Origin of the sequence: Pseudomonas kulmbachensis (genome assembly GCF_963681935.1) — a bacterium.
GTDB classification, from domain to species: Bacteria; Pseudomonadota; Gammaproteobacteria; order Pseudomonadales; family Pseudomonadaceae; genus Aquipseudomonas; species Aquipseudomonas kulmbachensis.
Window position 1 is genome coordinate 1,819,942 of sequence record NZ_OY817088.1, and the last position, 17,310, is coordinate 1,837,251.

At 48.6% G+C, this 17,310-nt stretch carries 18 protein-coding genes; 15 read left to right on the plus strand and 3 right to left on the minus strand.

Annotation, left to right across the window (positions count from 1 at the left end; genetic code table 11):
* Positions 1-96: 96 nt before the first annotated feature.
* The 13 genes from rfaH (at position 97) to U5A05_RS08475 (ending at position 13,433) form a co-directional block, all read left to right on the plus strand.
* Positions 97-624: a transcription/translation regulatory transformer protein RfaH gene (gene rfaH, locus U5A05_RS08415; RefSeq protein WP_321836097.1), complete on the plus strand. Its 528-nt coding sequence runs from the start codon at positions 97-99 to the stop codon at positions 622-624.
* Between the two features lie 161 nt (positions 625-785).
* Positions 786-1,682, plus strand: coding sequence for a glucose-1-phosphate thymidylyltransferase RfbA (rfbA, locus tag U5A05_RS08420; RefSeq protein ID WP_321836098.1), 897 nt, complete (start codon positions 786-788; stop codon positions 1,680-1,682).
* Complete coding sequence (rfbC, locus tag U5A05_RS08425; protein WP_321836099.1) at positions 1,679-2,239, plus strand: dTDP-4-dehydrorhamnose 3,5-epimerase; 561 nt, start codon at positions 1,679-1,681, stop codon at positions 2,237-2,239. The genes rfbA and rfbC overlap by 4 nt, the downstream gene beginning before the upstream one ends.
* Positions 2,240-2,381: 142 nt before the next feature.
* A complete protein-coding gene (locus U5A05_RS08430; protein ID WP_321836100.1) occupies positions 2,382-2,945 on the plus strand; it encodes an acyltransferase in 564 nt (187 codons plus the stop codon).
* 219 nt (positions 2,946-3,164) lie between these two features.
* Positions 3,165-4,313 (plus strand): dTDP-4-amino-4,6-dideoxygalactose transaminase, encoded by a 1,149-nt coding sequence (rffA, locus tag U5A05_RS08435; RefSeq protein ID WP_321836101.1) that lies wholly within the window; start codon positions 3,165-3,167, stop codon positions 4,311-4,313.
* A 4-nt stretch (positions 4,314-4,317) separates the two neighbouring features.
* Positions 4,318-5,607 carry an O-antigen translocase gene (locus U5A05_RS08440; RefSeq protein ID WP_321836102.1) on the plus strand — a complete coding sequence of 430 codons (1,290 nt, stop codon included), beginning with the start codon at positions 4,318-4,320 and terminating at the stop codon, positions 5,605-5,607.
* Positions 5,608-5,618: 11 nt separating this feature from the next.
* Entirely contained in the window at positions 5,619-6,506 is an 888-nt protein-coding gene (locus tag U5A05_RS08445; protein WP_321836495.1) for a glycosyltransferase, read from the plus strand.
* On the plus strand, positions 6,503-7,723 hold the full coding sequence (locus U5A05_RS08450; protein ID WP_321836103.1) for a hypothetical protein: 1,221 nt from the start codon (positions 6,503-6,505) through the stop codon (positions 7,721-7,723). Before U5A05_RS08445 ends, U5A05_RS08450 begins: the two co-directional genes overlap by 4 nt.
* A gap of 2 nt (positions 7,724-7,725) precedes the next feature.
* The gene (locus tag U5A05_RS08455) at positions 7,726-8,886 is read left to right on the plus strand and encodes a glycosyltransferase family 4 protein (protein WP_321836104.1); all 1,161 of its coding nucleotides are present in this window, start codon (positions 7,726-7,728) and stop codon (positions 8,884-8,886) included.
* On the plus strand, positions 8,883-9,872 hold the full coding sequence (locus U5A05_RS08460; RefSeq protein WP_321836105.1) for a UDP-glucose 4-epimerase family protein: 990 nt from the start codon (positions 8,883-8,885) through the stop codon (positions 9,870-9,872). Before U5A05_RS08455 ends, U5A05_RS08460 begins: the two co-directional genes overlap by 4 nt.
* Positions 9,866-10,882, plus strand: coding sequence for an MraY family glycosyltransferase (locus U5A05_RS08465; RefSeq protein WP_321836106.1), 1,017 nt, complete (start codon positions 9,866-9,868; stop codon positions 10,880-10,882). Before U5A05_RS08460 ends, U5A05_RS08465 begins: the two co-directional genes overlap by 7 nt.
* 120 nt (positions 10,883-11,002) lie before the next feature.
* The gene (locus U5A05_RS08470) at positions 11,003-12,994 is read left to right on the plus strand and encodes a polysaccharide biosynthesis protein (protein ID WP_261741685.1); all 1,992 of its coding nucleotides are present in this window, start codon (positions 11,003-11,005) and stop codon (positions 12,992-12,994) included.
* A gap of 109 nt (positions 12,995-13,103) precedes the next feature.
* Positions 13,104-13,433, plus strand: coding sequence for a ComEA family DNA-binding protein (locus U5A05_RS08475; protein ID WP_321836107.1), 330 nt, complete (start codon positions 13,104-13,106; stop codon positions 13,431-13,433).
* 67 nt (positions 13,434-13,500) lie between these two features.
* Here U5A05_RS08475 and U5A05_RS08480 read toward each other — a convergent pair whose 3' ends face one another.
* Positions 13,501-14,064, minus strand: coding sequence for a TetR/AcrR family transcriptional regulator (locus U5A05_RS08480; protein ID WP_261741687.1), 564 nt, complete (start codon positions 14,062-14,064; stop codon positions 13,501-13,503).
* A gap of 139 nt (positions 14,065-14,203) precedes the next feature.
* Positions 14,204-14,371: a DUF2897 family protein gene (locus U5A05_RS08485; RefSeq protein WP_019826736.1), complete on the minus strand. Its 168-nt coding sequence runs from the start codon at positions 14,369-14,371 to the stop codon at positions 14,204-14,206.
* Positions 14,372-14,600: 229 nt separating this feature from the next.
* On the opposite strand from U5A05_RS08485, the gene pyrF reads away from it, so the two are divergent.
* Complete coding sequence (gene pyrF / locus U5A05_RS08490; RefSeq protein WP_261742401.1) at positions 14,601-15,299, plus strand: orotidine-5'-phosphate decarboxylase; 699 nt, start codon at positions 14,601-14,603, stop codon at positions 15,297-15,299.
* A gap of 48 nt (positions 15,300-15,347) precedes the next feature.
* On the opposite strand, the gene U5A05_RS08495 is transcribed toward pyrF, so the two are convergent.
* Entirely contained in the window at positions 15,348-16,352 is a 1,005-nt protein-coding gene (locus tag U5A05_RS08495) for an NADP-dependent oxidoreductase (protein ID WP_261741688.1), read from the minus strand.
* Positions 16,353-16,547: 195 nt separating this feature from the next.
* Here U5A05_RS08495 and U5A05_RS08500 point away from each other — a divergent pair, with 195 nt between their 5' ends.
* Positions 16,548-17,309, plus strand: a complete 762-nt coding sequence (locus tag U5A05_RS08500; protein ID WP_261741689.1) for an SDR family oxidoreductase — start codon at positions 16,548-16,550, stop codon at positions 17,307-17,309.
* Position 17,310 lies beyond the last annotated feature (1 nt).

Sequence of the window (17,310 nt, forward strand, 5' to 3'; positions counted from 1 at the left end):
GACTCTATATAGCAGCTACGATCGAACCCAATTGCTGCCATTGGCGCATGCGTAGCGCGATGGCAAAACACGGACGAACCTATAAATGAACTACCCATGCACATAACAAGCGGCTCAGACACCCAGGAACCAGGCGCATCGAAGTCCGGTGACTGGTACTTGGTGCAATGCAAGCCAAGACAGGACGAGCGTGCAGAGGAAAACCTCCTGCGTCAGGGTTATGAGTGCGCACGGCCAGCGTGTCGACGCGAGCGACTGCTGCGCGGCCAGATGCAGCATGTACAGGAATCCCTGTTTCCGGGCTATCTGTTTATACACATGCCACAAGGTGCCAATTGGGCTCCCTTGCGCTCAACTCGTGGCGTAGCAAGGGTTGTGGCCTTTGGGGGGCGTCCACTGGCAGTCAGTCATGAACTGGTAGCGCAACTCCAGGCTCGTGCTGACACCCACATCATCACTGCGTTTAAGCCAGGCGAAAAAGTCACCATCCTTGATCAAGGCTTCGCAGGTATTGAGTCCATTTTCATGACCATGGACGGCGAAGAAAGAGTCATTCTGCTTATCAATTTAATGAATCGCCAGCAAGAGATCAGTTTGCCTTTGGCGAGTATCACCAATCGTTAAGTAAAACTCTGGTCACGGCCAGAGCGACAAAAGCAAACCGCGTTCTCAGGAAATTGACGATGAATCCTGGGGCGGTAGCGTGTCTGATTAAAATAGAATTCAGCCATCACCGGCCGACGTTGTGGGTGATGCACCCCAATAGTTAAGGAAGTGCTTGAAACATGACCCCCTTCAAACGTAAAGGCATCATCCTCGCTGGCGGTTCGGGAACACGCTTGCATCCCCTCACGCTGGGCGTATCCAAGCAGATGCTGCCAATCTACGACAAGCCCATGATCTTCTACCCGCTGTCAGTATTGATGCTGGCGGGGATGCGCGAAATTTTGATTATCTCAACGCCAGAAGACTTGCCTTGCTTCAAAAAACTGCTGGGTGACGGCAGCCAGTACGGCATTGAGTTGAGCTACGCTGAACAGCCTAGCCCCGATGGACTGGCGCAAGCCTTTATCATTGGCGAAGAGTTCATTGGCAAAGACCCGGTCTGCCTGATCCTTGGCGACAACATCTTTTATGGTCAACACTTCTCGGACAACTTGCGCTCAGCCATGTCTCAAGAGATAGGTGCCACTGTTTTTGGTTATCACGTCTCAGACCCTGAGCGTTTTGGTGTGGTTGAGTTCGATGGCAGTGGGCGCGCGTTGAGTATTGAAGAAAAACCCGCAAAGCCAAAATCCAACTATGCAGTGACCGGTTTGTATTTCTATGACAATCAGGTGGTTGAAATTGCAAAAAATATCAAGCCATCCGATCGAGGAGAACTTGAAATCACCGATGTCAATCGAGCCTATCTTGAGCAAAAGACTCTAACTGTTGAAATGTTGGGCCGCGGTTTTGCCTGGCTGGACACAGGCACCCATGAGTCCTTGCTGGAAGCCAGTCATTTTGTGCATACCATCGAGCAGCGCCAAGGCTTGAAAGTGGCTTGCCTGGAAGAAATAGCTTTTAACAGCGGCTGGATTTCACCTGAGACCTTGGGAGAGCAGGCTGAAAAGTTGAAGAAAACAGGGTATGGGCAATACCTTGCCAAGCTGTTGTCGACTGAGCGAGTCGGACCATGAAATTTACTGAAGCTCAACTTCCAGGTGTCGTAATCATTGAGCCGGACGTTTATGAAGATGAACGTGGCTGGTTCATGGAAAGCTTTAATCAAAAGCGATTTGAGGAGGGATTACAGAGCCTTGGACAGCCCATTCCGAAGCCCTTTGTACAAGATAACCAGTCGTGTTCAAAAAAAGGGGTACTCCGGGGGTTGCACTATCAACTGGAGCCTTTCGCGCAAGGCAAGCTTGTCAGTGTGAGTCAGGGTGCAGCTTTTGATGTTGCGGTGGATCTCAGAACTGGCTCTCCTACATTTGGCAAATGGTTGGGTATTGAGTTAAACGCTACAAATAAAAAAATGTTGTGGATTCCTGCGGGGTTTGCGCATGGATTTCTTGCGTTGGAAGCTGGAACTTTATTTAGTTATAAAACAACAAATTTCTACAGTAAAGTCAGTGAAAGAAGTATTTGTTGGCAAGATGATTGTATCGGTATTGAGTGGCCGGAGTTAGAGAGTTATTTTATTAATGAAAAGGATCGGTCTGCACCTTTGCTGTCTCGTGCTGATTTATCGTGATGCAGCCTGCTCGTCCGGGGTGCGATAAAGTGTTAAGTTTGAGATTGCAGTGATGTGAGCTGGGCTTGAAACTTGGCATGTACCAATTGCTTTGTTCTTTTAAGTCTGTGCAGTCAGTACTTATTAAAAAGTTGAGGTTCCTTTGGCATATTACTCTTCAGAAGAACTCCAGTGTTTAGGGTTTAAAAAGGTCGGGTCAAACGTTAAGGTCAGTGATAAGGCAAGTCTCTATAATTTAAATGATATTGAGATTGGGGATAATTCCCGAATAGATGATTTTTGTGTAATTTCTGGCAAAATCAAGATTGGGAAAAATGTACACATAGCACCCTTCTGCTTGGTGGCAGGTGGTGAGTTAGGTATTACACTGGAAGATTTTTCCGGCCTTGCGTATGGGGTAAAGGTGTTTAGTCAGTCTGATGACTACTCTGGCGGCACCCTCACAAACCCGACAGTACCAGCTGAGTACAAAAAAGAAAAAAAATCTGCAGTTTATATAGGGAAGCACGTCATTATCGGTGCTGGTTCGATGGTGTTTCCTGGTGTCAAGGTGGCTGACGGATGTTCGGTTGGTGCTATGACCGTAGTTAATAAAGATACTGCGGAGTGGGGGATCTATTTAGGTAACCCGGCAAGAAGAATTAAAGAAAGAAAGAAGGACCTTCTTGAGCTAGAGTTACAATATATTAATACTCATCAAGTCTGATGTTGTTGCTGATTCTAAATAATGAATAGCTGGCTTTCGGTACGGTGCAGTCCTTAAAGTAACTGAGGGGCTCCCGTACATGTGCACCTTGGGCAGGATGAGTGTGGCGAAGGGTAGGCGCATCCAGATCCTTATAAATATGCAGGGGGCCACTGAGCGAGTCAGGGGCAAGAATGATACCCCAGCATTAGAAGCAAAATTCCGGGATAAGTTAAAATCATGATTCCATTCAACAAGCCTCCTTATACTGGCAATGAAGATAAGTACGTTATGGCTGCCATGCGCAGTCCTAAAATGTCAGGTGATGGTGAATTCACACTTAAGTGCCAAGCCTGGTTCGAGAATTATCTTGCATGCCCTAAAACACTGTTGACACCTTCTTGTACGCAGGCTTTGGAAATGGCTGCGATATTGCTGAATATAAAGGAAGGTGATGAAGTCATAATGCCGAGTTTTACATTTGTAAGCACGGCTAATGCATTTGTTTTAAGGGGGGCAAAGATTGTTTTTGTGGATGTTCGTCCGGATACCATGAATTTGGATGAGGCGCTCGTTGAGGCTGCCATTACAGAGAAAACGGTCGCTATTGTTGTAGTTCATTATGCAGGTATCTCCTGTGAGATGGACAAGATAATGGAAGTGTCAAAAAGAAGAAATATATTTGTCATTGAAGATGCTGCGCAAGGTATGCTTTCTACATACAAAGGTAGACCCTTGGGCTCTATTGGGCATATGGCAGCATATAGTTTTCATGAAACCAAAAACTATACCAGTGGGGGAGAAGGTGGCCTCTTGATAATCAATGATGCACAGTTTGTCAATCGTGCAGAGGTTATTAGGGAGAAAGGAACCAACAGAAGTCAATTCTTCAGAGGTATGATCGATAAATATACGTGGGTAGATATAGGTAGCAGCTATTTGCCGAGTGAACTTCAAGCCGCCTATCTATACGGCCAGCTGGAGCGCGTGGATGTTATTAATACGGCGAGAAATGACATCTGGAACACTTATTTTGACGGTTTGAAAGATCTAGCTCCAGATTTTATTGAGCTTCCATTCGTTCCGGAGTCCTGTGTCGGCAATGCACATATGTTTTATTTGAAATTACCTGACATAAAAGTGCGCAGCGCTGTCCTTGAATATCTGCGTGACGCAAAAGTTGGTGCGGTCTTTCATTATGTTCCCTTGCACTCGTCGCCTGCGGGCAAAGAACTGGGGCGCTTCAATGGTGTTGACATGTACACTACGAGAGACAGTGAGAGATTGATTAGGCTGCCCGTTTGGTTCGGTATGACGACAGAAGAAGTCCAGCATGTAATAGATTGTGTTCGATCCGCTATTCGCGAAACCGCTTGCAAGAAGGATTAAGCGCGTGGCTAGGGTTACCGGGCGTAATATATTTTACGGTGCTGTACTTACAACAGCAGCACAGTTATCTAAAATAGGTGGGGGTTTTTTACTTTTAAAGTTGATCGCGGTGTATTTAGGTCCTGAGGGTATGGGCCAGATTGGTAACTTTATGAGTGTGGTTACCATTCTTTCTCTGATTGCAGGAGGCGGCGTTGTAAACGGTGTAATAAAATATGTGGCTGCACTCAAGCATGAGAAAAAAGAACTGCTGATATTTGTCTCTTCGGTGAAGATATATTCATTTGTATTTAGTTTTATAATTGCGCTAGTGGGTTGTCTTTTATCTGAAAAAATAGCGTTCTACCTGTTTGGTGATTCTTCAAAATACTGGCTGATTATTGTGTTGGCATTGGCCCAGATAGGGTTTGGATTTACAAATCTGGTGACAGGTGTCGCCAATGGTTTGATGGACACTAGAAGCTATGCACTTATCCAGGTAAGCGGAAACTTGCTGGTACTTCCGGTGGCCTGGATACTGGTTTCAAATTTCCATTTTGCAGGGGCCGCGCTGTCAATTGTATTGTTTTATCTGTCGTATGCATTGCCCGCCTATTATTTTTATAGAAAATCTGTGTTTTTTAACAGAACACTGATCTTTGGTTCGTTACGTGCTAATGCGAGCCGATTGTCTGTATATACACTCATGGCTTGTATTGGGGCAATTAGTGTTCCGTTGGTTGAAATCATAGTCAGAGCACAGTTGATAAGCGGTGCAGGGCTGGATGCTGCGGGAATCTGGCAAGGCTCTATCAAGTTGTCCAGCGCTTACATGGGGTTCTTCACGGTATTCCTGGCGGTCTACTTTATGCCCCTTATTGTAAAGATGGAGGGGAAAAAAGAGATATCGTCTACGGTTGTCCGATTTATAGCAATTGTCATGGCAGTATTCCTGATTGGAGCTTCAGGGCTTTATTTGTTTCGGGGGATATTTATTCCCTTGTTATTGTCCAGTAATTTTTCCGCGCTTGAGGAACTGATTCAATATCAATTGATAGGGGATTTTTTCAGAGTCTCATCTTATGTCGTAGGCTTTATTGTTATTGCGCGATCTTCGCTAAAGATTTATATCTTTGGTGAGGTGGCTCAAGGGCTGTTATTTATGGGCTTGAGCACTTTTTTCCTGAGTCAGGGCATGGCATTGAAAGGCGTATATATGGCTCATATTATTATGAACATGATTTACTTTTTGGTGTCCATGGTGGGTTTTTGGGTGTATTTAAATTGTTATTTAGGTGAGAAAAAGTGCAGTTAGTTAGTGTGGTCGTGTCCTGCTATAATCAAAAGGATTACATTGTCGAGTGCCTCGATAGTATATTGTCTCAAGAGGTGGATTTTGATTATGAATTGATCATCTCAGATGATTGTTCAACGGATGGTACTCGGGAGATTTTACAAACCTACAGTTGTATCGCTGATCCTCGAATTAATCTTTTGTTAAGAGACGTCAATGTTGGCGCGGCGGCCAACTATCATGGGCTGCATAACATGGTCAAAGGTGATGTGGTTTTTCACTTTGATGGCGATGATGTCATGTTGCCTGGAAAGTTGCAGGCTCAGTATGACGTGTTTGTGGAATATGCAGATGTCAATATCGTGATGCATAAGGCTATCTATTTTTCGGATGACGATAAGTACCAATCCGAGACGCAATTTCCAGGTGCATCTGCAAAGGACTTACTTTTTTTTAGTCGTTCCGAATTAGCCCGTTGGGGAACGATTGCTGTCCATGGGTCGTATGCATACAGGCGGTCCTCTCGCAAGGCTAAAATCGATCATGAAGTGATGGAGTGGTTTTTTGCAATGGACTCATTGATGACGGGCGGTAGAGGGGTATTTCTGAATAAATCGTATGTAAAATACCGATGCAATTTTGAAAGTACATCGTACCTTTCAAGTAAAAAAGGGAAAATCAAAGCTTACAATCTGTATCTGGCAGACTTGTATGGTTATTTTGAAAGTAATAAAGATTTACAGATTGATTTGTACGCCAATTTTCTAGTGACTGCGCTTGCTATGTGCAAGTCAGTGCGTATGCTGCCTGCAAGTGCAGTTCACTTCTTGTTTAGTAATATCAAGTGCTTCAGGCCATCAGTATTTATAGAGACTTTTAAGGTTCGAAGAATGATTGGCCCTAAGCAAAGCATTAGATGAAAATGAAGAAAAATCGGTTCAAGGTCGATTTTTTGAATGCCAAAGTATGCGTGGAAAGCAGATCGCTGCTAGTAGCAGTTTTTGTATTGCTCGTCGTAATAGGTTTTCCGCGCATCTATGCGACTGAAGTACCGATGGCGATACTGCTTGTGCCATTTTACTTAATGGGGTTCTTGCGATTTCAAGCGAAGAATTTATTTTTTTCCTTGGTTTTTGTAACGCTGTTTAGTTGTTGGTTGCTAGGTGGAGTAGTTGCATTTTTGATGGGGGACGGGACAATAAAGGATCTTGCTTTCCATTTTATTGTTTCTGCTAAAATTTTGCTTAATGTTTTTTTTGGCTATGTGGTGTATGTGGTCGTAAGGGAGCAAAGTGCTGCATTGCTTCTATGGTTGTTGATCCAGCTTTTAATTATCTGCGCTTCAATGCTGAGTGCTGATATTTACAGTTTTTTACTTGGCTTTATCTCGCCACGATCAGCGGATGTGTTCCAGCATATTTTTGGACTCAGAGCTATAGGGTTTGGGCTGTTTCATGTTGGTGGTGCGCTGACGCTTGTCACTGCCACTTTTTATTATTTACTGATTGTGCAGAATTCGTTTTCTAGAATGTTACTGCTCTTGCTGATATTGCCCATATCAATGGCTGTGGCCAGAAGCGCCATTATTCCGTATTTGGTGTTGGGTGTGTTAAAGCAAGGAGTGAAGTCAAAAATATATCTTGCTATTTCGATGTTGGTTATGTGTGTGTTGAGTGTGCTTGTCAACAGTGGGCCACTCTATGAAGCAACTGAGATTTTTCGAAATTTTTTAAGTCGTGGCAGTTTTCATAGTGCCAGCGTCGACGCATTGGCAAGTATGTATGTGCTTCCTGATAGTCTGAAAGTCTATGTGCTGGGTGTGGGGCAGTATTTTGACTCTGGCGTATCCGGATTAAGGTATTATATGGGGACCGATGTAGGATACTTGCGGTTGCTGTATTATTCTGGTGTGGGATCTGTTTTTGTTTTTATGGCCCTTAATATATTTGGGCTTGTAGGGCTCATGATTTCTCATCGCTATCCCGGTAGCTATAATATAAGAGCCTTTGCCTTGGCGCTCGTCTGTATTTTTCTAGTGGTTAATTTTAAAGGTTTGCAAGTGATGCCGATTTTTGGGTTCGTGTTCTATTTTTATGCTTCCGCTCAAAAATCCAATACATGTCTTCAGGGAGATTGAGGGTGCAGATCGATAAGCTTAAAATTGCTCGAGTTTCAACTGTTCCGTTTTTTGTTTTGACTCAGTTGAAAGCGCAAATCGAAGCGCTGAGTTCGTCTGGTATGGCTGTGACTGTAATAACCAGCCTTGATGAGATGAGTGATAAATTAGCGTTGGATAAAAGTTTCACGTACCGCCCTGTTAATATTGAACGCGCCATCAACTTATCAAAAGATTTTTTCAGCTTGCTGGCGTTGAATCGTGTTTTTAAAAAATGCAAATTTGATATTGTCCATTCAACAACGCCCAAGGCCGGACTGCTTAGTGCAATAGCCGGTTGTGTTGCAAGGACACCTGTCAGGCTACACACATTTACGGGCCAGCCCTGGGTGACAACAACCGGGGTTAAACGCTCCATCTTGAAGTTCTGCGACAAAGTTATTGCCCGCTTGAACACGCATTGTTATGCAGACAGTGCGAGTCAGAGAGAGTTTTTGGTGTCCAGTGGGATTATCAAGGCTGAGAAGATATCCGTTATCGGTGCAGGTTCATTGGCGGGGATTGACCTTGAGCGATTCGATCCACAGCGATACAGCGCGGATGAGTTACAGACACTGCGGGCTGATTTGAATATTCCAGAGACTGGAAAAGTATTGTTATTTGTCGGGCGAATTACACCTGATAAAGGTGTCCACGAACTGATCTCGGCGTTCAGTGCCATCGTCAAGGAGAATCATGAGGTTTTTCTGGTTCTGGTCGGTCCCTTTGAGTCTGTAGGGGAAAGTATTGTCAATCAGGTCAATGATGCTCAAGTGCGTGACAGGATAAAAACAGTGGGTTTCTCCAGCGAGCCGGAGAAGTATATGGCACTTGCGGACTTGCTTTGCCTGCCCAGCTATCGCGAAGGATTCGGCACTGTAGTTATTGAAGCGGCGGCAATGGGAACCCCTGCGATAGGTACCGATATTTATGGGTTGTCCGATGCGATTGTGAATGGTGAAACGGGGGTTTTAGTACCCGTGAAAGATTCTGCCGCGCTTAAAGCAGGAATTCTTGCAGTGTTGAGCGACGCCCAACGGCTTTCTGCAATGGGTGTTGCTGCTCGAGATCGTGCAATTCGCGATTTTGGATCGAACATCTGTTCTGAATTGCTGATAAAAGAATACAAGAGGTTTTTTAATTGACTATCGAAACAAGTCCTGAGGCTCTGCGTGTCCTGATTACCGGAGCTACGGGTTTTGTAGGCTCTGCATTGGTCAAGGCCCTGGATAATGATGTGCGCTATGTCCCGCTTTCAGTGGTGCGGTCAAAAGCACAGAGCTGTGAGTCCAGTGCAGGGACTTTTTATATTTCGGATTTATCCTCTACAACCGACTGGCGTGATGGTTTAAAGGATTGTGCTGTGGTCGTCCACACTGCCGCACGAGTTCATGTCATGAACGAGGTTGCTTCGGATGCGTTGGCCGAATTCCGAAAGGTTAATGTTGCCGGCACTCTTCGCCTTGCGCGTCAGGCCGCTGAAGCCGGGGTCCGGCGTTTCGTATTTATCAGCTCTGTAAAAGTGAATGGTGAGAGCACTGACGGCGGCCGCCCTTTCACCGCGGAAGATTTGCCTGCTCCCTCTGACCCGTACGGTGTTTCCAAACAAGAGGCAGAAGAAGCCCTGCGAGTTGTTTCAGCTGAAACGGGGATGGAAGTCGTCATAATACGCCCGACGTTGGTATACGGACCCGGTGTGAAGGCAAATTTTCGAAGCATGATGGGCTGGATCAAGAAAGGTGTTCCCCTGCCTTTTGGAGCTATTCATAACAAGCGCAGTCTGGTAGCCATCGATAATCTTGTCAGTTTGATCACTGTTTGTTTGAGCCACCCCAAAGCGGCCGGTGAAGTTTTTCTGGCCAGCGACGGTGTTGATCTATCGACCACGGAACTGCTAAGGAAAACGGCTGCAGCGCTAGGTGTGAAAAGCCGTTTGATCCCCGTTCCTGCTCGATTATTGATTGCCTGTGCGATTATTACCGGGCGTCGCTCATTGTCACAAAGGCTGTGTGGTTCATTACAAGTTGACCCTCAAAAGACTCAGTCAGTTCTCGGTTGGTCTCCTCCAGTCTCAGTAGACGATGCTTTGAATAGAACCGCCGAAGAATTCCTGGGATGTCACTCATGTTGAGTTTGTATTGGTTTTTACCATTAGTTTTGCTGGGGGCTCTGATCGGCACTGCGGGATTGCGACGGTATGCTCTGTCCAATAGTTTGATTGATATTCCCAATGCTCGGAGCTCCCATGTACTTCCCACCCCAAGGGGGGGAGGCGTTGCCATTGTTTTTTCATACCTGTTTGGCGTGCTCATCTTGGCCTTGATGGGGTTTGTTGAATGGCGCGTAACCTGGGGTATTGTTGTTCCGGGTGCACTGGTGGCAGTAGTTGGCTTTCTCGATGATCATGGTCATATTCCCGCACGCTGGCGGTTATTAGGGCATTTTACTGCTGCGATAATCGCCATGAGCCTCCTCAATGGGTTACCGGCGATTCATTTCTTCGGTATGGCTGTCGATTTCGGCTGGGCGGGTTACTTGCTGGGCAGCGTGTATCTGGTCTGGTTGTTGAACTTGTATAATTTTATGGATGGGATCGACGGGCTTGCCAGTATGCAGGCAATTTTTGTTTGCCTTGGTGGTGCGCTTCTTTACGCTCTTTGCGGGTACACCAGTTTTGTATGGGGACCTGTCACTCTGGCCTTCGCAGTTGCTGGTTTCCTGTATTGGAACTTCCCGCCAGCCCGTATTTTTATGGGAGACGCAGGCAGTGGCTTTCTGGGCATCACTCTGGGTTTTCTGTCGTTACAAGCCGCGTGGGTCAGCCCTGAATTGCTCTGGGGCTGGTTGATTCTGTTGGGTGTGTTCATTGTCGACGCAACCTGTACCTTGCTTGTCCGATTGTTCAAAGGTGACAGGGTTTACGAGGCTCATCGCAGCCATGCATACCAGTTTGCGTCACGTCAATACCGTAGCCATTCAGTTGTCAGTTGGGCAGTGACGGGTATAAATGTGGTTTGGCTGTTACCGATTGCTGTCGTGGTGGCTTTGGGGAAAATCGATGGCTTTACCGGTTTATTGGTAGCCTATGTACCGCTGATTCTCTTGGCGTTGCGTTTCAAGGCCGGTCAACGCGAGAGTTAATCAGCGCGTTCTCACTCCATTTTTATGTTGCTATGGAGATAAATGCGTTCTTTAAGGTTTTTGGTATGCAACGCTTAAGTTTTGAACGCGTTGCTCGCTTTATTTGAAAAGGATATTTAAATGCTTCGCCAATGGTTACTCCAACTTCCTCGGCGGCAAAAAAGGCTGATACAGGTTGCAACGGATGTAGTGCTGGTCTGGGCTGCCCTGTGGCTGGCGTTCGTGGTGCGCCTGGGCATTGACGATGTGCTGGGCCTCGTTAAACAGCACTTTTGGCTATTTGTAGCAGCACCAATAGTAGCCATCCCCTTTTTCATCCGTTTCGGCATGTACCGCGCAGTGATGCGGTATTTTGGCAACGATGCGCTGATCGCAATTATCAAGGCCGTTAGCCTTTCTTCGTTGGTTTTGGCCGTGGTGATGTACTGGTACAGCACGCCTGCGAATGTCGTCCCGCGCTCGATCATTTTCAATTACTGGTGGTTGAGCCTGGTCATGCTCGGTGGTTTGCGGCTTGCCATGCGTCAATACTTTTTGGGCGACTGGTTTACCGCCGTTCAGCATGTGCCCTTCACCAGTCGCGACGATGGCTTGCCGCGCGTTGCCATATACGGTGCCGGCGCCGCAGGTAATCAGTTGGTCGCAGCCTTGCGCATGGGGCGCGTCATGCGGCCTGTGGCGTTTATTGATGATGATGAAAATATTTCTGATCGCATCATCTCTGGCTTGCAGGTATTCAAGCCCGAACACATTCAGCAGATGATTGGTCGTACGGGCGCGCAGGAAGTACTGTTGGCGATTCCTTCCTCGTCCCGTGGCCGTCGTCGTGAAATCCTGGGTTTGCTTGAAGGTTATCCGCTCCACGTTCGCAGTGTTCCAGGCTTTATGGATTTGGCCAGTGGCCGGGTCAAGGTTGACGATATTCAGGAAGTGGATATTGCCGATTTGTTAGGCCGTGATCCGGTACCTGCGCAAGGTGAGTTGCTGGAGCACTGCATTAAAGGCCAGTGTGTGCTGGTGACGGGGGCAGGTGGGTCTATTGGTTCAGAACTGTGCCGTCAGATCCTGGCTCTGAGACCGACTACGTTACTGCTGTTCGAACATAGCGAATTTAATCTTTACAACATTCTTGGTGAGCTGGAGCAGCGGGTTAATCGCGAGTCGCTTTCGGTGAAGGTCTTGCCGATTTTGGGTTCGGTGCGTAATTCACACAAATTGCTGGATGTGATGAAGACCTGGCATGTCAACACGGTGTACCACGCGGCAGCCTATAAGCACGTCCCCATGGTTGAGCACAATGTTGCCGAAGGTGTGCTGAACAACGTTATAGGCACGCTCAATACCGCTCAGGCCGCGTTGCAGGCGGGTGTCGCAAACTTCGTTCTGATTTCCACCGACAAGGCTGTGCGGCCGACCAATGTAATGGGCAGCACTAAACGTCTGGCCGAGATGACGCTTCAAGCTCTCAGTCGCGAAGTAGCGCCAGTACTGTTTGATGATGCAGCCAATGTGTCGCGGGTTAATAAAACCCGATTCACCATGGTTCGTTTTGGCAATGTACTGGGTTCTTCCGGGTCTGTGATTCCGTTGTTTCACAAACAGATCAAGGCCGGTGGGCCGCTGACAGTGACTCATCCCAAGATCACCCGTTACTTCATGACTATTCCTGAGGCGGCTCAGCTAGTGATTCAGGCCGGGTCGATGGGGCAGGGCGGCGATGTGTTTGTTCTCGATATGGGGGAGCCTGTGCGCATTGTCGAGTTGGCAGAGAAGATGATCCACCTCTCCGGCTTGAGTGTTCGCTCCGAAAAAAACCTGCATGGTGATATTGAGATCGAATTTACGGGCTTGCGGCCCGGCGAAAAGCTTTACGAAGAGTTGCTGATTGGTGACAACGTAGTGGCTACGCAACACCCGATGATCATGTGTGCGAATGAAGACATGTTGTCTTGGGATGAACTTAAGCAGCGGTTGTCGCAACTGCTTGATGCCGTTGATAAGGACGATTACGTCCGGGTTCGCCAATTGCTACGCGAGACGGTCAGTGGCTATGCCCCCGAGGGCGAAATTGTGGACTGGATCTATCAACAACGTCGTGCTGAGCCATCTTGACTACACACGCTGCAATGTACTGATTTTTGACACTCGATACCCATCGCCTACGTTTGGAATACAGCTCAGGAAAGCTGTTTCCACTTAACGATGTATTGGAGTGTCACTTATGCGTATTGCCTTTCTTTCTTCGATTTTTTTGGCTTTGATGGCAGGTGTTTCCAGCGTGGCTCACGCTGCGCCCTCAACCACAGCAGTTGCACCGGTGGTGGCTGCGCAGGTTGCGCCAGATGTGCCGGTGATGACAATCAACCTCAATACTGCAGATGAGGCGACGCTTCAGCGTGAACTCTCTGGAGTCGGTGCGGCTAAAGCCAAGGCGATTGTGGCGTACCGTGAAGCCAATGGTAGCTTCACTTCGGCCGATGAACTGCTTGAGGTCAAAGGCATAGGGAAAGTTATTTTTGAGAAAAATCGGAATAAGTTAGCGGTTAACTAAGCCGAGCAGTTGAGCGCAAAAAGCCAGTCATTGACTGGCTTTTTTGTTTTTTATCCAGCGGGAATATTCAAGCCTCTACTGCCGCTTGCTTTAAAACGTCACGCGTTGCGTTGAGTATTTTTTCTTTGAGTTCTGTGCTTTCTGCTGCACGCGCAAGAACCAGTGCCCCAACCAGGGTTGCGAATATCACAACACTTTGGTCGTCTGCGTCTGGCCCTTCTAGTGTGGCCTGGATCTGTTTCAGTCTGGCATCGATTACGTAGTCAGTGGTCGCGCTGGCTTGCCCTTGTTGTGCCATCTCGCTAGACATGGTCGGCAAGGGACAACCTTCATGGGGAGAATTGAGGTGCCAGTCAGATAAGTAGGCGTCAATAAAGGCATGCAGCGGTTGTGGCTGACTGAACAGTTCGGCGCAGAGGCCGTCAACTTCGCCTGCGGCGTGTTGCAGTGCCTTTTCTACCAAGTCGTTCTTGGATGAGAAATGAGCGTAGAAACCACCGTGTGTCAGGCCCAGGGATTTCATCAGGGGCTGTAGGCCCGTTGCGCCAATGCCATCCCGTCTAAACAGCCCGGATGCTTCTTTAACGATGCGCTGATGGGTATTGGCTTTATGATCTTGTGAGTAGCGCATGGCAGGTGTCTCTATGTGTAATGGGCCATCATAACGGTGAGTTCCAAGGATATGCATGGGGTGATTTGTTCAAAAACGTGTAGGCATTTACCCTTGGGAACTCATCCTTTCGGAACGCTGGCCCCAACTGCTGAGCTGATTACCTGTCCTTGGATTCCTTGGCGTCCATTTCTGCGTTGCGCTCGGCTACGCGTTTACGTTGTTCGTCGGTCAGCTCAACCTTGTTAGCCGTGTCGCGCAGGGTCATCAGCCCACCCACGATGGCGCCAATAGCGACGATAAGAATTAACCAGGCATACCAGGGCATAGTGTTCTCCTGAACTTGGAAACTCACGGGGCAGGATTTGCGTAGTGGGTTGCCGTGAATCATATTGAGTGAGTCTGTTTGCATTGCTTCCATTGTAGGACGGTTATCCCGTAGCGCGCGTTATTCCCTTGGGATTGACTAAAAACGTGAATTTACGATCATCGGGTGCCGGTGAGCGGCTGGTTCCGCTACAATGCGCGCCGATTTCGACCAGCCTGAGAACCCGCTAATGTCCGACTGCCAGACTCCTATTATCGTCGCCCTGGATTTCCCAACGCGTGACGCCGCACTGAAACTGGCTGATCAGTTGGACCCCAAGTTGTGCCGCGTGAAAGTGGGCAAAGAGCTGTTCACCAGCTGTGCTTCGGAAATTGTCGGCACTCTGCGTGACAAAGGCTTCGAGGTGTTCCTGGATCTCAAGTTCCACGATATTCCCAATACCACAGCAATGGCGGTTAAAGCTGCTGCTGAAATGGGCGTGTGGATGGTTAACGTTCACTGTTCGGGCGGTTTGCGCATGATGGCTGCCTGCCGCGAAGTGCTCGACAAGCGTAGTGGCCCGCAGCCGCTGCTGATTGGCGTCACTGTGTTGACCAGCATGGAGCGCGAAGACCTTGCCGCCATTGGCCTGGATATCGAGCCTCAGGAGCAGGTGTTGCGCCTGGCAGCCTTGGCGCAGAAGGCCGGGATGGATGGGTTAGTGTGTTCCGCTCTGGAGGCGCAAGCGCTGAAAGCGGCCCACCCGACTCTGAAATTGGTAACCCCGGGTATTCGTCCAGCCGGCAGCGCTCTGGATGACCAGCGCCGTATTTTGACTCCGCGCCAGGCGTTGGATGCGGGTTCTGATTATCTGGTGATCGGTCGTCCAATCAGCCAAGCGGCTGATCCGGCCAAAGCCCTGGCTGCTGTGGTCGCTGAGCTGGCTTAAAGCGATCTGTGGGAGCTGCTCTGTCAGCTCCCACAGAATGTTCAAGTGTTAGACCTTCAAAACCAGCTTGCCGTGGTTTTCCCCGTTAAACAGTTTCATCAAGCTTTCCGGGAAAGTTTCAAGCCCTTCGACAATATGCTCTTTGCTTTTGAGTTGGCCTTTGGCCAGCCATCCCGCCATTTCTTGACCTGCCGCTGCATAGCGATCGGCATAGTCCATCACTACAAAACCTTCCATACGTGCGCGATTGACCAGCAGTGACAAGTAGTTGGATGGGCCTTTCACGGCTTCCTTGTTGTTGTACTGGCTAATTGCACCGCAAATTATGACCCGGGCCTTAAAATTTAGACGGCTGAGGACTGCGTCGAGAATATCGCCGCCAACGTTGTCGAAAAACACATCCACGCCTTTAGGGCATTCACGTTTAAGCCCCGCGATTACATCCTCGCTCTTGTAGTCAATCGCGCCGTCAAAGCCCAGCTCTTCGGTGAGCAATGCGCACTTCTCTTTCCCGCCTGCAATACCGACAACACGACAACCTTTAAGCTTGGCAATTTGACCGGCAATGCTGCCCACCGCTCCGGCTGCACCCGAAATCACTACGGTATCACCGGCTTTCGGTGCGCCTACTTCCAGCAATGCGAAGTAGGCGGTCATGCCGGTCATGCCCAGCGCGGATAAATACACAGGCAAAGGCACCAGTTTCGGATCTACCTTGTAGAAACCGCGTGGTTCACCGACGAAGTAATCCTGTACACCCAGTGCACCGTTCACGTAATCACCGACAGCAAAGCCTGGGTGTGCAGACGCTATGACTTTGCCGACACCCAAGGCGCGCATCACCTCGCCAAGCGCCACTGGCGGGATGTAGGATTTGCCTTCATTCATCCAGCCACGCATAGCCGGGTCGAGGGACAGGTACTCGTTCTTGACCAGGATTTGGCCGTCTTCCGGTTGTACGACCGGGACTTGCTGAAAGGTAAAGGCGTCGCGGGTTGCTGCGCCGACTGGACGTTTAGCGAGCAGGAATTGGCGGTTTGTCTGGTCAGTCATTGCAGTAACTCTTTTCAAATGGATGACTGTTGATAGTCCTTCTTGCGTTTTAGAGCAAGTGAATGAGCCTTCACGAATAGGCTTTTATCATTTTTGGTGATGGTTGTAGGCGGTCTTTTATCACTACGATAAATAAGCAGAATGCCGCGCCTGAACTGTTCCGGGCGCAGTTGCACTCACCTGAGGGTTACAACAATGGGCATCACGTTTGCTGGGCAAGTGGCAGTGGTCACGGGTGCTGGAGCAGGGATCGGCCGGGCCACGGCTCTGGCGTTTGCTGGCGAGGGCTTGAAAGTGGTGGTGGCTGATCTGGATGTGACAAGTGGCGAAGGCACCGTTGAACAAATTGAAGCAGCAGGTGGATCCGCAGTTTTCGTACGCTGCGATGTCACTATTGAAACTCAGGTAAAACATCTGATGGAGATGACGATCAGCACCTACGGTCGTCTGGACTATGCCTTCAATAATGCAGGGATAGAAATCGAACAAGGTCGACTGGCTGACGGCACGCAAGACGAGTTTGACGCGATCATGGGGGTAAACGTCAAAGGCGTCTGGTTATGTATGAAGTATCAGTTGCCATTGATGCTGGCCCAGGGTGGCGGGGCGATCGTCAATACGGCGTCCGTAGCGGGGCTGGGCGCCGCGCCGAAGATGAGTATTTATTCGGCGTCCAAGCATGCGGTGATTGGACTGACTAAATCTGCTGCCATTGAATATGCCAAGAAGCATATTCGGGTGAATGCCGTATGCCCTGGGGTGATCGATACCGATATGTTTCGCCGAGCCTATGAGGCCGATCCGCGCAAGGCCGAGTTTGCCGCAGCGATGCACCCTGTGGGGCGTATCGGTAAGGTCGAAGAAGTAGCCAGCGCCGTCCTGTACCTGTGCTCGGACGGCGCCGCGTTTACCACCGGCCATGCGCTGGCTGTGGATGGAGGGGCGCTGGCGATTTGAT